Source organism: Ferrimonas futtsuensis DSM 18154 (genome assembly GCF_000422645.1).
In the GTDB taxonomy this organism is placed as follows: Bacteria; Pseudomonadota; Gammaproteobacteria; order Enterobacterales; family Shewanellaceae; genus Ferrimonas; species Ferrimonas futtsuensis.
The window spans coordinates 22,798-36,298 of the sequence record NZ_AUGL01000014.1 but is presented as its reverse complement, the minus strand read 5'-3'; the positions used below and the strand labels follow the sequence as shown (position 1 = coordinate 36,298).

The window sequence follows — 13,501 nt, the reverse complement described above, 5'->3', positions numbered from 1 at the left end:
CACCTTAATGTTATGAGGTGTGAGGAAATACTTCCGCTCAAACACCTATCTTCTAGTTGAACACTTCGTGAGCAACTGGAGAAAGGCAATGGAAAAGCACAACACTCTGAAAGCAACCCTGGCCGGCATGGTGTCTGCTGGATTCCTGTTGGCGTCTGGCCAGGCCAACGCCGTTCCCGACCAGCCTGAAGCTTGGGAAAAGTGCGCCGGGGTAGCTAAGAAAGGGATGAATGACTGTGGTGCGCTCGATGGCAGTCATGGTTGTGCCGGACAGGCTAAGTCAGACAACAGCCCCAACGAGTGGGTTTATGTCCCCCAGGGGACCTGTAAGAAATTGGGTGGCAAGGTCGCCAAGGTGAAGCCTGCCAAGGGAATGAAGAAGTCATGATCCCTGGCCTGGCCCCCACGGACGCTGGCATCAGCTTGCGCGAAGGGCATATGGCACAACTGCTGCAGCGGCGTGAGCCGCTGCCTTTCGTTGAGATCCTGGCGGACAACTTCATGGCCCTGCGCGGGCCTCACTACCATCTGCTTCGTCAGGTTGCCGAGCGCTATCCGGTGATTCTCCACTGTGTCGGTTTGTCCCTGGCCTCATCCGGCCCGGATGAGGGTTATCTGCAGCGTCTGAAGGTCATGGCGGAAGAGCTGGGTGCCATCGGTTTGTCCGATCATCTGGCGGTGTGCCGTCTGCCCGACGGTCATATTCACGATCTGCTGCCGGTCAGCTACTCTTCCGACACCCTGGAGCGGCTGTGCCAGCAGGTTGACCGGGTTCAGCAGACTCTGGGTCTGCCGATGGCAGTGGAGAACATCTCCCGTTATCTCGCTTACCGGGACGACTGTCTGGATGAGGGAGAGATGCTCAGTGAGATGCATCGTCGTACCGGTGCCGGGGTGCTGCTGGACGTCAACAACCTCTATGTGACCGCCCGGAATCTGGATCAGGACCCTCTGGTCTTGCTGGAGTCCTTCCCGCTGGAGGCGGTGGACTATTGTCATCTTGCCGGGTATGAACAGCGAAATCGCCTGCTGGTGGACACCCACGGCAGTCGGGTATCCCCCCAGGTCTGGCAACTGCTGGAGCAGGTGTTGGTGCGCATGGGGCCCAGGCCCTTGGTGATCGAGTGGGACAATGCCATTCCACAGCTGCCGGTTCTGCTGGAGGAAGCGGCGCGGGCGGCAACCATGATGCAAGGGAGGGTAGCCTGATGAAAGGAGTCAGGGATCCACTCAACTTCTATCAACACCATGGCAGCGGCGGCTTTAAAGTGACCCTGTCCCCTCTGGAGGATGCCTTGGCGGTGTATCGTCAGAACCGTCTCGGGGCTGCCATCTCCGCCATCCGTAAGAGCTACCCTGCCACGGAGCAATTGCTGGGAGAGACCCTGTTTCTGGCGATGGTGCGTGAGTTCGCCGTCCAGTGGCGGTCAGAGGACTCCCTGGATTGGGCCGGGGCAGACTTGCTTTTCTGGTTGCAGGCCCAGCCCAGAGCCGGCGGCCTGTGGCGAGACTTTCCCTTCTTAAGTGCCCTGATGCGCTGGGAATGGGGCGTTCACAAAGCCTACTATGCCCATCGTCAGCTTCCGGTTACCTCTGAGGAGTGTGCCCTTTGGCTGGAACATGGCGGTCCCGTACCCTGGCAGATGAACCCGGGACTAACCCTGGTGGCCAGTGCTTATCCCATCGATGATATCTGGCAGACGCTGATGGCACTCAGCCGCGATGAAGAGCGAGAGCTGGAACTGACTCAGCAGTCCCAGAGCCTGTGGGCCATCTGGCCAACTGAGAGGGACCTGTCCTGGGAGGAGGTGACCCCGTCACTCAGACTGGCTCTGACCTCAGTGCGTCATCCCTACCGGGCCCTGGCGTTGGAGCCTCACCACCTGGCAACGCTGATGGTGAGGCAGTGGCTGGTCAGCCGGGGTCAGCTGGCGTAGGTAATGGAGAGATCCTCGGCCAGGGCATCCCGCACTGCGTCCGGCACTGGAATGGGGCCGGTATCCATCTGTGGGTGATCGACCCCAATGACCAGGGCGGCGCCCTGCTTCAGGTCCAAAATGGCTTCCGGTGTCAGCTCGAAGCGCAGGAAGTGGACGCTGGAGGTTTTGTGTTCATCGCTGCGATCCAGGTCTTCATCGGCGATGCCATAACAGCACCAGTCGTCCCCCACCTGCAGCCAGATCTTGTGCTCAATGCCCGTCAGCTGCGCCAGACGCTCCCGTCGTTCGGTGGCATTGGGGTACTCCAGCATCATGGTGGCCTTAAGGTTGGTGCCATCGGGAATCAGGGGGTTATAGGCGTCCAGCTCCTCCTGAATGGCTGGACCCTCAAAGATGCGTTCGATGCGCAGCATCTCCTGAACCTGGTAGCGAATGGTCATCTCATCTTCGAAGGTCAGCCTCAGGTGTTCTCCGAGCATCAGTTGTCTGAATCTCTTGTGTTCCATCACCTGGTGGCGAAAGGCCGGGCGCTGCTCGGCGTACTCCTCCAGGGACCAAAGCCGGTGTCGGGTCAGCTTGCTCATGGGCACTCCTATAGTCCGTAGGCCTGCCGCAGCAGGGTGATGGGGTGGGTGGGCTGCGCCTCACCCTCGGCCAGGTTGGCCAGATGGGTGGCGGCCATGGGGCAGTCGCTCACCAGGTGGTCCCCCTGTAACTGGTCCAGTTTTCGTACCACTGGCCGGGCGATTTTCACCGCGTTGGCATGGGTTTCCTCCTTGACCGCGTAGGTGCCGTCGTGACCTGAGCATCGCTCGATGGCGGTTACCTCACTGCCCGGGATCAGGCTGAGCACCTCCCTGGTTTTCATGCCGATGCGCTGCACGCGCTGGTGGCAGGCCACCTGATAGGCAACCTTGCCCAGAGGTTCGGGGAACTCGGTGTTGAGCAGTCCGGCCTTGTGGCGCATGGCCAGATACTCAAATGGGTCGAAAAAGGCGCGTTGTACCCGTGCCAGGGCGTGATTCTCCGGGAACATCAACGGAAGTTCCTGTTTGAACATCAGCACGCAGGAGGGCACCGGTGCGATGATGTCGAACCCCTCGTCCACCATCTCAGTCAGCACGGGCAGGCTCTTCTCCATCAGCGCCTGAACCGACTCCAGGTCCCCCAGTTCCAGCTTGGGCATGCCACAGCAGAGGTTGCCCGGCACCAATTCGATGTGGATGCCATTGTGCTGAAACACCTTGTAGAGATCCTCACCCAGATGAGGGGCGTTGAAGTTGCCGTAACAGGTGGAGAACAGGGCCACCTTGCCGGTGGTTTCTCCGGCTGGCACAGGCTCCAGTACCTCCTGCAGCGGACGGGTTCTGTGGCGAATGGTTTTGCTGTGGTATTTGGGCAAAGGGGCCTGATGGTGAACGCCCAGAGCGGATTCCAGTTGGTTGCGAAAGCTTGCGGTGTTGTTGAGGGCATTAACTAAGGAATCCACCCCGGGCAGAGACGCCAGCCGGCCGACGGTGGTGGTACTGGTGAGCAGTCTGTCCCTGAAGCGGGCACCGCTCTCTTTGAATTTCACCGCCTTGGCCCGCAGCATCAGGTGGGGAAAATCGATGTTCCATTCGTGGGGCGGCACATAGGGGCACTTGGTCAGATAGCACAGATCACACAGGTAGCAGTGATCCACCACCTGAACATACTCGGCCTTGTCGACCCCGTCGACCTCCATGGTGTCCGATTCATCCACCAGATCAAACAGGGTCGGGAAGGCGTGGCACAGGCTGACGCAGCGCCTGCAGCCGTGACAGACGTCGAACACCCTCGCCAGCTCAAGATTGAGGGCGTCTCTGTCGTAAAACTCCGGCTTGCGCCACTCCAGAGGGTGGCGCGTCGGCGCTTCCAGACTTCCTTCCCTATGGGCCATGGTGCCACTCCCTGTCAGTCGTCCAGGTTATCCAGGGCCTTCTGGAATCGGTTGGCGTGGCTGCGCTCCGCCTTTGCCAGGGTTTCAAACCAGTCGGCGACCTCATCAAAGCCTTCATCCCGGGCGGTTTTTGCCATGCCCGGGTACATATCGGTGTACTCATGGGTTTCACCGGCGATGGCGGCTTTGAGGTTGTCTGAGGTACCGCCTATGGGCAGGCCGGTGGCGGGATCGCCCACCTCCTCCAGGTACTCCAGATGACCATGGGCGTGACCGGTTTCCCCCTCCGCAGTGGAGCGGAAAACGGCGGCCACATCGTTGTAGCCTTCCACGTCGGCCTTGGCAGCGAAGTAGAGGTAGCGACGGTTGGCTTGGGATTCACCGGCGAAGGCGTCTTTCAGATTCTGTTCGGTTTTTGATCCTTTCAGTGACATCTGCTGATCCTCTTGCGTTGAGATAGGGACGCCGGTCGCGCGCAATGGGCGCGGCCATATCAGCAAAAGGTAGTTAAGGGAAAACCGTTGCACCAACGTTTAATGATGGAATAAACAGATTGGATATATCGTAGATCTGGATGATCTGACTGGCTTTGGGGGCTGCTGAAGGAAAAAATGAATACAGATTAGAGAGTTAAGGCGGGAAGCAGACTCCCGCCTTCGCAGTGTGACCTTCGGAGGTGACAACGCTTATTTGGACAGTGGCTCCACGAAGGTCACCGCCATATCCCAGGGCTGTTCAATCCAGGTGTCCTGAGGAATGTCCACCACATAGTCGTCCACCAAGTGCTTGCCGGCAGGTTTGGCGCATACGGTGACAAACTTGGCCTTGGGGTAGAGTTCGCGAATCACTTCGGCAGTGCCGCCGGTGTCCACCAGATCATCGATGACGATAAAGCCATCGCCATCACCCGGGGCTTTCTTCAGGATGGTCAGGTCTCTTTGGTGATTGTGATCGTAGCTGGAGATGCACACGGTATCGACGTGGCGGATGCCCAGTTCACGGGCAAGAATGGCGGAGGGCACAAGTCCACCTCGGCTGACGGCGATGATCCCCTTCCACTGGTCAGCGGGCAGCAGGCGCTCGGCCAACTGGCGGGAGTACATCTGCATGTTGTCCCAGGTAATGATGAACTTGTTACTCATGATCCAATAACCTCGATAAGACAGCGAAGAGCGTCGCTGAAAGCACTTATGAAAATTTATTGGGCGGCGATTCTATCCAAAAGCGTGTGACGGGAACAGGGAAATTTTGCCCTTTTAAAAAAAAGATGACCCAGAACAATGGAGTCGGTGAGAAAGGGGTCAAACGATGGGCAGCAATGGGCTTCGGCGCGGGGTTGCCGATGATGTCAGTGTGCGCCGGTCCTCATCTGAGACCGGCGCCAACCCCAAAGAAACTCAGTCGATGGCCAGGTGGTGGTTACCGTGGCTTTTCTTCGCCTTCAGGTAGGACTCGTTACCCGGCTTCATGTGCACCGAGGTGTTGACCATGGATTCCACTTCGATGCCATAGTCGGTCAGTTGCTTCACCTTGCGGGGGTTGTTGGTGATCAGGCGGATGCGGTCGATGCCCATCGCTTTGAGCATGCCCGCGGCTTCGGCGAAGTCACGCTGGTCTTCACCGAAACCCAGTTTGACGTTGGCTTCGTAGGTGTTCAGGCCGGTGTCCTGCAGAGCATAGGCATCCAGTTTGTTGTACAAACCGATACCGCGCCCTTCCTGGCGCAGGTAAAGCAGTACGCCGCCTGAGACGTGCAGGCGTTCGATGGCTTCATTGAGCTGCTCGCCACAGTCGCAGCGGGAGGAGTGGAAAACGTCTCCGGTCAGGCACTCGGAGTGCATCCTTACCAGGGGGGCGCCGCTGGCGGGACCGGTTCCGGCGAAGCGCATGGCCACATGCTCCTTGCCTGATTCCAGGCCGTGAAAAGAGCTGAGCTCCGCTTCCACCTGTGACCTGCCCACTTTCAGTGGAACCGTTTGCCTAACCTTAATCATCTGTGACTCTCCAACTCTCAAATCCGAAATCACGGCCAAATGCCGCCGTGAACCCCCGTCTGGCCCTGCCGAGAGGGGCCGACAGGGTACCAACGGGTCTGGCAAAAGACAATAATATCCGGGTCCACAGCTCAAGAATTGGGAGCTGGTACGCGAGTTGGAACTCAATACCAGTCAATATGACCTATATGTGTCAGTTAGTTGACTGGATTGACTGGCTTGAGGGTGTTGTTGAGATGTTAATTTTGTCGATGTCTTATGAAAGTGTGGCGTGAGGGGAGGTGGCGGAGGGGGAGATTCCAGGGTGTCATGGCTTGTGCCGGGGAGCCTAAGAGGCCAGGGGCCAGTGAGGCGGCTCCCTGTTCGAAGGCCTGAGTCCGGTGGTGGCCGGCGCCTGTCTCTGAAGAGCGACCTGAACGTCACCCCCAGCCCAGGCGCCGGTTCGGTCTCAGTGCCCCCTCAACTGGGGCCACAGCGAGGGGAAACCCCAGCCATTGTCACCGGGCACCACCGGCTCACCGGTCAGATACTCATACAAAGTCGGGGCCAGTGAACCATTGATGGCGGTGGGCACCTGGGTGCTCGTCTTCACCGGCGTGCCCCAGAACCCCAGGAACGCGTCCTTTTCCAGGTAGTGTTCGCCGGCATGGCGCCCGGGCACCAGGGTGTTGTAACCCACCCCCTCGGTGGGGAACAAGTTGATGGTACCGGCCCTGTCATCGTCATAGAGGTGGGCCAGCTGATTCACCGAATCCGGCCTCGGGGTCAGCCGGGTCAGTTGTCGCCACTGAGCGCTGGTGCACCACTGGCCAGGCTCAGTCAGGGGGGCATTGAGGCAGGTGGCCAACAACCGTGCTTTCTCCTGCTGACGTGCCTGGTCCAGGGGCGCTTCCCAAGGGTTGGCTTCGGTCAGTTGCAGCAGTACCGGTGAGGTTTTGCCATCGGCACTGCGGTAGTGCAGCCTGTCGCCATGGCGTTGTATCAGTTCATCCCGGCGCTGCCCATCGCGCCGGGCCACCACTCTCAAGGTGCACATCCTGTTGGTGCAGGGGATTTCCCTTACTGCCAGGTAATCCAGGCTGGAGGCGAGCCGGGTGGTCAGCTCGTCAATCAGATCCACCTTGCTGCCCTCGGGAGCCTGGTTGGGCTGCCACTGGGTCAGCTCCCGGTAAAGGGGTTGGGTCTGCCAGCCGCTGTGGGAATTGAACAGGTCCAGCATAAAGTTGCCGCCTGCGGTGGAGGCGATCACCAGATCCAACTCCCTGTTGCTGGGGAAGTGGTGGGCATGGGTGATCTTGGGGCCCTCACCCTCATCCGAGGAGATCTTCCTGACCATCAGCGGGTAACCCAGCTCTTGCGCCAGAGGCTGCAACGCCTGCTCCTGCGGATTGACCGCCCAGTAGATTGGGGTAAGACCGTGGTCCCCCGCCATGCCCCAAAGGGTGCGCGGGCTGATGCCAGCCTGTTGGTAGTAGCCGTCGTACTCTCCCAGCCAATAATCCAGGCGGTTCAGCTCTCCGGTGGGGGCGATGACCTCGTCGCTGAAGGGGCCTTTGAAGTGGGCGAAATGATCCGGCCAGGGGTTGTAGATCAGCAGGTAATCCGGCATCCCCTGTTCGGACAGTTGCGCCAGCTGCTCAATCTTCTGCTCGAGGTGACGTTTCTGAGAGGCCTTGCTCAGAGGCAGCAGCCAACTGGTGGCCTGATAATCGGCAATCAGACCAAGCAGCTCGGTCCGGGCCGACTGCAACTGCGGATGCACCTTGGCACGGCGAGCCAGCTCACCGGCACAGCGGCGCTCACCAAAGTCTCGCACCACTTCACCCAGGCCCAGATTCACCAGGGCGTCATAGCCCACCTGACTGTTCCAGTCGTACTGAGCATTGCAGCTCATGGTTTTCAGGTGGTCCAGGCGGTCAAACATGGTCCTGGCCCCGCGCTGCTCGAACAGCCGCTCCAGTTGCAGGGCGTCGTTGCCATAGAAGTAGTAGGCCCGGTCCTGGAGTCGGTCGACAAAGTGGAAGTTGGGGATGCCGGTTCCACCCTTGCCGGCAACGTCGGCGCCGGTCTTGATGATCGGCAGGTTGCGCACGCTGATGGTGGGGGTGGTGGACACCCCATGCTGGACGATTCCCTCGGGCTGGGCATAGAGGGTCTTGAAGAAGGGCAGGTAGTGCTCATCCTGTTGGGGCGCCTCGACCAGTTGGGTCAGATAGCTGAGCCGCTGCTGATGTTCCGGTTGGGCGGTTCTTTCGCCCTCTGGCTTTAAGCTCTCCCGGTTGTTGTGCATGGTCAGGGCCTGGCGCAGGAAGGGGGAGTGCTCAGGGGCAATCAGGGCGGCCATCAGCCCCTGCTGCAAACCGTCCACGGTCACCTGCACCGCAAACCGGCGTTGGTCGCGGCTGGTCAGGTAGTCCACCAGGGCTTTGGGATTTTCCTCAAGTTGTTGGGTCATCCAGCTGGCCTGAGCCTTGGCCCGGCTCTCCTCCCAGACAAACTGGCGGTAGCTCTTCAGCACGTTGTAGCGAACGAAGTCGATCAAGGTGATGGTGATCGCCTCCGCCTTGTTGTTCACCTTGCCTTTCTGCTCCGGCGCATTGTCGGCGATGATCTCTTTGACGGCGTTTTTGAACTCCCCGGGCTCCATGCCCGCCTCCACGCGCTCCAGCAGGCTGATGACCAAAGGCTGAATGCGGGCGATGAGGGTCCTGTCGGCATCGGATTCGCCCAGATACTGGTAGTGGTCCGGCAGGTGACGGCCCAGAACCCACTCATCGTTGTTGAACAGGGCGTCGTACATGGACACCAGAGTCGCAATGAACTGGTCGTCAATCAGTGGCTTGGATTCTGCCTGTGATTCATCAGAGTCTGCGGTTTCCAGGGTAAACAGCGAGTGCTGGTATCGGGTGAGCCAGGTCTGGGAGTAGTGTTTGAGCAAGTGCTGCTTGAACTGATCTTTACCATCGTAACCCGCGTAGCGCTCCTTGAACATGTAGAGAAAGTGACCCAGTTGGATGGCGTACATGGGGTTGGCCAGGCGTTTGATCACCCGAGCCTTGGTGGCGCCGTCCAGGGGCAGAGTCAGGATGTAGGCGTCCAGGGTGGTTCCGCCGATGGTAAACAGGGCGGCATCACGGGAAGCGGTTACCGCCAGGGTGCCGGCGCTCAGGATCTCCTCTTTCAGTACCTGAGTGGCGTGATAAGCCCCGCCCAGACCGGGGATCTGACTGACTGGGTTGGCGGCCACAGATGCGCTGAGCATCAGGGACGCAATGAGCGCCGACTTCATGAAAACATCCTGATTTTTTCGAGAGATAGCTTCACAGAGTACCGAAACAACCAGTCAGTGTCATGGACTAGTCCTTTTGCCAGGACCCGGAAGGATTACGCCCAAACGGGGGATGCCGCTGCCATGATGGGTGGCGTTATCCTCGGGGCAGATTGGGCTGAGGTGGAGGGAGAGATGCACAGAAGAACTCTGATTCTCGGCCTGTTGTTGTGGCTTCTGCCTGCGCCTGTGATTAGCGCAGAGATTGAGCTCGATGGGCTGCTGATTGATCGCACTGTCACCCGCTTTGGCAGGGATTTTCTTTATTACTATGCCGGATACTGGCGCGACCTCCCTGGAACCCAGGGGTTTACCGTGACCGTCCATGAAACGGTCTATCCCCAGGCGGGCACCAAGCTGTGGATCACCGTCAACCAGGAGCAGGTGTACATCACCTACTTCGGACGCCGCTACAACAACATCAAGGAGCGGGCTGACGACGCCATGCGCACCACCATAGATCATGTGGCGCGGGTCAAGGCCAACATCATTCTGGGACAGAAGGATGAGCCCTGGTAGGGCTTGTCCGTGGAGGCATCATGAGAAAAACGATCTTGCTGCTGGCGTTCAGCCTGCCGGCGGCGGCAACCCAGTTAACCTATCAACCGGTCAACCCCAGTTTTGGTGGCAACCCGCTGAACGGCTCTTTCCTGCTCAGCAAGGCTCAGTCGCAGAACGATCACACCAAGTCCTATGAGGAGGCCAGCTTCGTTGAGCAGTTTCAGGATGCTCTGGAGCGCAACCTGCTCTACAGCCTCACCAGTGACATCACCCGAGGCGACTTTACTGCCGGAACTTACAATACCGGCGAGTACATCATCGATGTCCGGGATGATGATCCCAACAACATCCATGTGTTGATTACCGACCTGGCTACCGGCGAGATCACCGAGATCGTTCTGCCTAAGTTGAGCTACTGATGAAACGTATCCTGATCCTGGCCGGAATGCTGATGCTCAGCGGCTGTGCGGCCTTAGGTAAGCCTGAGCTCTTTGTTGAACCTGCCCGCATCGATCCGGTGAGTGAAGCGATGCTTGTGCTCCAGCAGGAGCCGGCGCCGGAGTACCCCATACCGGTGGCGGTGTACGCCTTCCGGGACCAGACCGGCCAGTATAAGCCTCAGGCCAACGTCAGCTCCTTCTCCACCGCGGTCACCCAGGGTGCCACCTCCATGCTGGTTCAGACACTGCTCGACAGCGCCTGGTTTGACCCCGTGGAGCGGGAAGGGCTTCAGAACCTCCTTACTGAGCGCAAGATCATTCGACAGCGCTTGGGTGATCAGGCCGATGCCATGGGCACTCTGGCCGACGCCAGGCTGCTGTTTGAAGGAGGCATTACCGCCTATGACACCGATATCGAAACCGGTGGCATCGGCATGGAGTATTACGGCATCGGTGCGTCCGAACTCTACCGCAAGGATCAGGTCACTCTTTATCTCCGCGCTGTCGATGTGATGACCGGCAAGGTGCTGATCTCCGTCTCCTCCACCAAGCAGATCTTTTCTCAGGAGTTGCGGGCGGGCTTCTTCCGTTATGTCAGCCTGAACCGTCTGGCGGAAGCGGAAGGTGGCTACAGCACCAATGAGCCGGTGCAGCTTTGTGTGCGCCAGGCGATGGAGGCGGCGGTGATCGCCATCATCGAAAAGGGCATGGCAAAAGGTTATTGGAGTGCGGGCTAGTGTCCCCGATCCGCACGACGGCCACTTCGGTGGCCGTTTTTTTTATGCCCGCTTCTTTTACATGCCAGACACAAACTCTCTGCTCTGGCCCACTTGCTGGCCAGGGTAGGGCTAGTCCTATCGCGCCGATTAGCCTTAACGTTCTAGTTCGTCCGCCATTAGTGAAATTCTTTAATAATCAATGGGTAATGTTTTTTTGATTTATGCCTGTCTGGGTGATTCCGCCACCCCGGACTTCCCCCATAAGATGAACTTGCCTGTGATAACAGGGGAACGGCATGAAGCACTTACTCACATTGCTCTTGATGGTAGGGCTACCGGCCCAGGCGCTTGAATTGTCTCTGCCGCTGCAGAGGCTGATTGAGCAGCCCACCGTGGCCCAGCTGATGGAGCAGACCATTGGAAATGCCGCCGTTGTCCGCCAACAGGGGATCGCCAACGAAGCGCAGCTGATACAGGGCGGCGGTTCAGCCAACCTGGTGGTACTCACCCAACAGGGGTGGATGCAGAAAGCCACCGTCAGCCAACAGGGCAGAGGCAATACCGCCCTGGTGGCCCAGGAGGGCAACCACAACCAGGCCAGCATTGCCCAGAAAGGGCAGGGAAACCTGGCGATCACCCATCAGGCGACAGACAACAGTGCCATCGGCATTCACCAGGTGGGGCACCACAACCGGGCGGTGGTCTACGACTATTCCCGCAGTGGTGACTCACTCTCACGACAAATTAATCAAACCGGCAGTTTTCGCACGGTAACAATCAACCACTATTGAAGTGGTGAAGGAGTAGATGATGAAACGTGGATTCAACCTATCAGTTATTACCCTGGCCCTGTTGGGTGTGGGCTTTTGCGCCAATGCCACTGATGAAGTGACAGTTGACCAGCACGGTATTCAGAACAGCGCTGAATATCGGAGTTGGGGCGACAATAGCGCTAACTTCTCGCAGAAAGGTGATTACAACGTCATTAAGGCTGCAGACGTGCAGAGCATAAACAACGACCTGCAGTATTCTCAAAATGGGGTGAATAATTCCATTGTTCAGGCTGATTTCGTCGAGAATGCGGATGGGCACCAAATTAAAATGGATCAAAAGGGATTTGATAACCGTATTCGCTTTAACCTCGGTAACGAAGCGGTCACTGGCAGTGATTTTGATATGGTTTTAAGGCAAAGAAGTGTTGAGGGTGCAGGTCACCTGATCAAGTTGGAGATGGAGGGGAACTCCGAGACCGTGCGCGCCAAGCAGACCTCAGGTATTGGTCCCGATGCGGCCGGCCATAGGGTTAGCCTGACGACTTTTGCCTCCAATTTTAATGAGTACAAGGTTAAGCAATATGGTTCAGGTGATAGCTTTACTTACCTGGGTGAACAAACCAACAATACTTTGGTAGAGGCTAAGCAGAAAGGTCGTGATAACCGCATGTCTGCCCACCTGGTGGATGTTGAAAGCAGTGAAGTCGGAATGGATCAACATGGTCAGCGTAACGTCAGTGTCTTGAATCTGACTGGTGACGGTAGTGCCATGGATGCCAAAGTGGGCTTGAAGCAGCATGGCCAGGAAAATGTTCTCAAGGCCAACATAGCCTTGGCGAAGTCCTCCACGGTAGAAGCGTCACAGCATGGTCAGAGCAACCGGATTACCGCCGATGTAACCAAGGTTAAGCAAAGTGACATAAGCGCCGAACAGCATGGCCACAATAACAATGCCACGTTGAATCTTTATGGGCCAACATTTAAGCGTGCTGAGGTGAATACTGAACAATTTGGTAACGGTAACTGGATTAATGCCGACGTAACCAATGCGATCAAGTCCAGTGTCAATTCTGAGCAACGCGGCCACGAGAACCGGCTTACTTTCGCCATCGATGGTGTAGAGAAGAGCAATATTGACAGTGTGCAGAAGGGGCATGAAAACACGGCAACTTTTAATCTCTATGGCCCTACCTTCAAGAAGGCTGATGTGTCCACAATGCAGAAAGGTGATGAACACCGATTAACCGCGGACATCACCAATGCCGAACGCTCCAGGTTGGTAGCTGAGCAATTTGGCCAAAGCCATAACCTGGACCTGGATGTGGATGGAATCCGAAGCAGTAAGATTAAATCTAATCAGCGGGGTGAAGGTCACTATGCCAAGTTGTGGGTTCATGGTGAAGGTGAAAGCCTGAAGATGGTGACTCGTCAGAGAGGAGAAGGACAGCGCCTGAATGTCGATGTGACTGATGTAGATCAAGCTGACATCCGCACCAAACAAAAGGGTGAGCGCAACCGGGCAACGTTGAACTTGAATGGCAAGGGTCAAGGTATCAATGTAGATCTGTTCCAGAAGGGAAGCCTTAACACTATCAACCTGCTTTCTACCTCCGCCAACCTGCTGGCTGAATTTGACCAGCGAGGGCAGAACAACTGGGTGGATATTAAAACCAACTCTGGTGTGGTTGGCAATGAGCTCGACATTACTCAGAACGGTACTGGCAACAAGCTGTCCGGTGATCAAGCCTCCGGTGGTAACACGCTGACTGCCAGCCAGAAGGGGGAAGGCAACGTCATTACCTTCCGTCAGACCTCTTACGGAAACGTCGCTGACTTCGCGCAACAGGGCACAGGCAACGTCATCTCTATCAGTCAGTTCTGATTG

14 protein-coding genes are annotated in these 13,501 nt (G+C 57.6%); 8 read left to right on the top strand and 6 right to left on the bottom strand.

What is annotated here, in order from left to right:
• The first annotated feature begins 88 nt into the window (after window positions 1–88).
• From G505_RS0110155 to G505_RS0110145, 3 genes are read left to right on the top strand one after another with little or no spacing between them, the layout of a single operon-like run.
• Entirely contained in the window at window positions 89–388 is a 300-nt protein-coding gene (locus G505_RS0110155) for a BufA1 family periplasmic bufferin-type metallophore (RefSeq protein ID WP_028109457.1), read from the top strand.
• Window positions 385–1,209 (top strand): MbnB/TglH/ChrH family RiPP precursor modification enzyme, encoded by an 825-nt coding sequence (locus G505_RS21245; RefSeq protein WP_035385298.1) that lies wholly within the window; start codon window positions 385–387, stop codon window positions 1,207–1,209. The genes G505_RS0110155 and G505_RS21245 overlap by 4 nt, the downstream gene beginning before the upstream one ends.
• On the top strand, window positions 1,209–1,937 hold the full coding sequence (locus G505_RS0110145) for an HvfC/BufC family peptide modification chaperone (RefSeq protein ID WP_028109456.1): 729 nt from the start codon (window positions 1,209–1,211) through the stop codon (window positions 1,935–1,937). Before G505_RS21245 ends, G505_RS0110145 begins: the two co-directional genes overlap by 1 nt.
• Here the strand turns inward: G505_RS0110145 and G505_RS0110140 are convergent.
• The 6 genes from G505_RS0110140 to G505_RS0110115 all read right to left on the bottom strand — a co-directional run bounded on the left by G505_RS0110140 (window position 1,925) and on the right by G505_RS0110115 (window position 9,144).
• Window positions 1,925–2,524: a DUF3501 family protein gene (locus G505_RS0110140; protein WP_028109455.1), complete on the bottom strand. Its 600-nt coding sequence runs from the start codon at window positions 2,522–2,524 to the stop codon at window positions 1,925–1,927. The genes G505_RS0110145 and G505_RS0110140 overlap by 13 nt on opposite strands.
• A gap of 8 nt (window positions 2,525–2,532) precedes the next feature.
• Window positions 2,533–3,861: a heterodisulfide reductase-related iron-sulfur binding cluster gene (locus G505_RS0110135; RefSeq protein WP_028109454.1), complete on the bottom strand. Its 1,329-nt coding sequence runs from the start codon at window positions 3,859–3,861 to the stop codon at window positions 2,533–2,535.
• Between the two features lie 14 nt (window positions 3,862–3,875).
• Entirely contained in the window at window positions 3,876–4,295 is a 420-nt protein-coding gene (locus tag G505_RS0110130) for a rubrerythrin family protein (RefSeq protein WP_028109453.1), read from the bottom strand.
• Between the two features lie 252 nt (window positions 4,296–4,547).
• Window positions 4,548–5,003, bottom strand: a complete 456-nt coding sequence (gpt, locus tag G505_RS0110125) for a xanthine phosphoribosyltransferase (RefSeq protein WP_028109452.1) — start codon at window positions 5,001–5,003, stop codon at window positions 4,548–4,550.
• A gap of 255 nt (window positions 5,004–5,258) precedes the next feature.
• Window positions 5,259–5,855, bottom strand: coding sequence for a GTP cyclohydrolase II (locus tag G505_RS0110120; protein ID WP_028109451.1), 597 nt, complete (start codon window positions 5,853–5,855; stop codon window positions 5,259–5,261).
• A 448-nt stretch (window positions 5,856–6,303) separates the two neighbouring features.
• Window positions 6,304–9,144, bottom strand: coding sequence for an alkaline phosphatase family protein (locus G505_RS0110115; RefSeq protein ID WP_028109450.1), 2,841 nt, complete (start codon window positions 9,142–9,144; stop codon window positions 6,304–6,306).
• A 174-nt stretch (window positions 9,145–9,318) separates the two neighbouring features.
• On the opposite strand from G505_RS0110115, the gene G505_RS0110110 reads away from it, so the two are divergent.
• The 5 genes from G505_RS0110110 to G505_RS0110090 all read left to right on the top strand — a co-directional run bounded on the left by G505_RS0110110 (window position 9,319) and on the right by G505_RS0110090 (window position 13,498).
• Complete coding sequence (locus G505_RS0110110; RefSeq protein ID WP_035385312.1) at window positions 9,319–9,702, top strand: curli production assembly/transport protein CsgE; 384 nt, start codon at window positions 9,319–9,321, stop codon at window positions 9,700–9,702.
• Window positions 9,703–9,722: 20 nt separating this feature from the next.
• Window positions 9,723–10,103: a curli assembly protein CsgF gene (locus tag G505_RS0110105; protein WP_028109448.1), complete on the top strand. Its 381-nt coding sequence runs from the start codon at window positions 9,723–9,725 to the stop codon at window positions 10,101–10,103.
• Window positions 10,103–10,861, top strand: coding sequence for a CsgG/HfaB family protein (locus G505_RS21240; protein WP_035385297.1), 759 nt, complete (start codon window positions 10,103–10,105; stop codon window positions 10,859–10,861). The genes G505_RS0110105 and G505_RS21240 overlap by 1 nt, the downstream gene beginning before the upstream one ends.
• A gap of 278 nt (window positions 10,862–11,139) precedes the next feature.
• Window positions 11,140–11,634 (top strand): hypothetical protein, encoded by a 495-nt coding sequence (locus tag G505_RS22445; protein ID WP_084643943.1) that lies wholly within the window; start codon window positions 11,140–11,142, stop codon window positions 11,632–11,634.
• Window positions 11,635–11,653: 19 nt separating this feature from the next.
• A complete protein-coding gene (locus G505_RS0110090) occupies window positions 11,654–13,498 on the top strand; it encodes a hypothetical protein (protein WP_028109447.1) in 1,845 nt (614 codons plus the stop codon).
• Window positions 13,499–13,501: the final 3 nt, after the last annotated feature.

Excerpts from the sequence above, each read along its gene's own strand:
- G505_RS0110140 (WP_028109455.1), bottom strand. The coding sequence starts at position 2,524 with ATGAGCAAGCTGACCCGACACCGGCTTTGGTCCCTGGAGGAGTACGCC.
- gpt (WP_028109452.1), bottom strand. The coding sequence starts at position 5,003 with ATGAGTAACAAGTTCATCATTACCTGGGACAACATGCAGATGTACTCC.
- G505_RS0110105 (WP_028109448.1), top strand. The coding sequence starts at position 9,723 with ATGAGAAAAACGATCTTGCTGCTGGCGTTCAGCCTGCCGGCGGCGGCA.
- G505_RS21240 (WP_035385297.1), top strand. The coding sequence starts at position 10,103 with ATGAAACGTATCCTGATCCTGGCCGGAATGCTGATGCTCAGCGGCTGT.
- G505_RS0110115 (WP_028109450.1), bottom strand. The coding sequence starts at position 9,144 with ATGAAGTCGGCGCTCATTGCGTCCCTGATGCTCAGCGCATCTGTGGCC.
- G505_RS22445 (WP_084643943.1), top strand. The coding sequence starts at position 11,140 with ATGAAGCACTTACTCACATTGCTCTTGATGGTAGGGCTACCGGCCCAG.
- G505_RS0110120 (WP_028109451.1), bottom strand. The coding sequence starts at position 5,855 with ATGATTAAGGTTAGGCAAACGGTTCCACTGAAAGTGGGCAGGTCACAG.
- G505_RS0110145 (WP_028109456.1), top strand. The coding sequence starts at position 1,209 with ATGAAAGGAGTCAGGGATCCACTCAACTTCTATCAACACCATGGCAGC.
- G505_RS0110110 (WP_035385312.1), top strand. The coding sequence starts at position 9,319 with ATGCACAGAAGAACTCTGATTCTCGGCCTGTTGTTGTGGCTTCTGCCT.
- G505_RS0110155 (WP_028109457.1), top strand. The coding sequence starts at position 89 with ATGGAAAAGCACAACACTCTGAAAGCAACCCTGGCCGGCATGGTGTCT.
- G505_RS0110090 (WP_028109447.1), top strand. The coding sequence starts at position 11,654 with ATGAAACGTGGATTCAACCTATCAGTTATTACCCTGGCCCTGTTGGGT.
- G505_RS0110130 (WP_028109453.1), bottom strand. The coding sequence starts at position 4,295 with ATGTCACTGAAAGGATCAAAAACCGAACAGAATCTGAAAGACGCCTTC.
- G505_RS21245 (WP_035385298.1), top strand. The coding sequence starts at position 385 with ATGATCCCTGGCCTGGCCCCCACGGACGCTGGCATCAGCTTGCGCGAA.
- G505_RS0110135 (WP_028109454.1), bottom strand. The coding sequence starts at position 3,861 with ATGGCCCATAGGGAAGGAAGTCTGGAAGCGCCGACGCGCCACCCTCTG.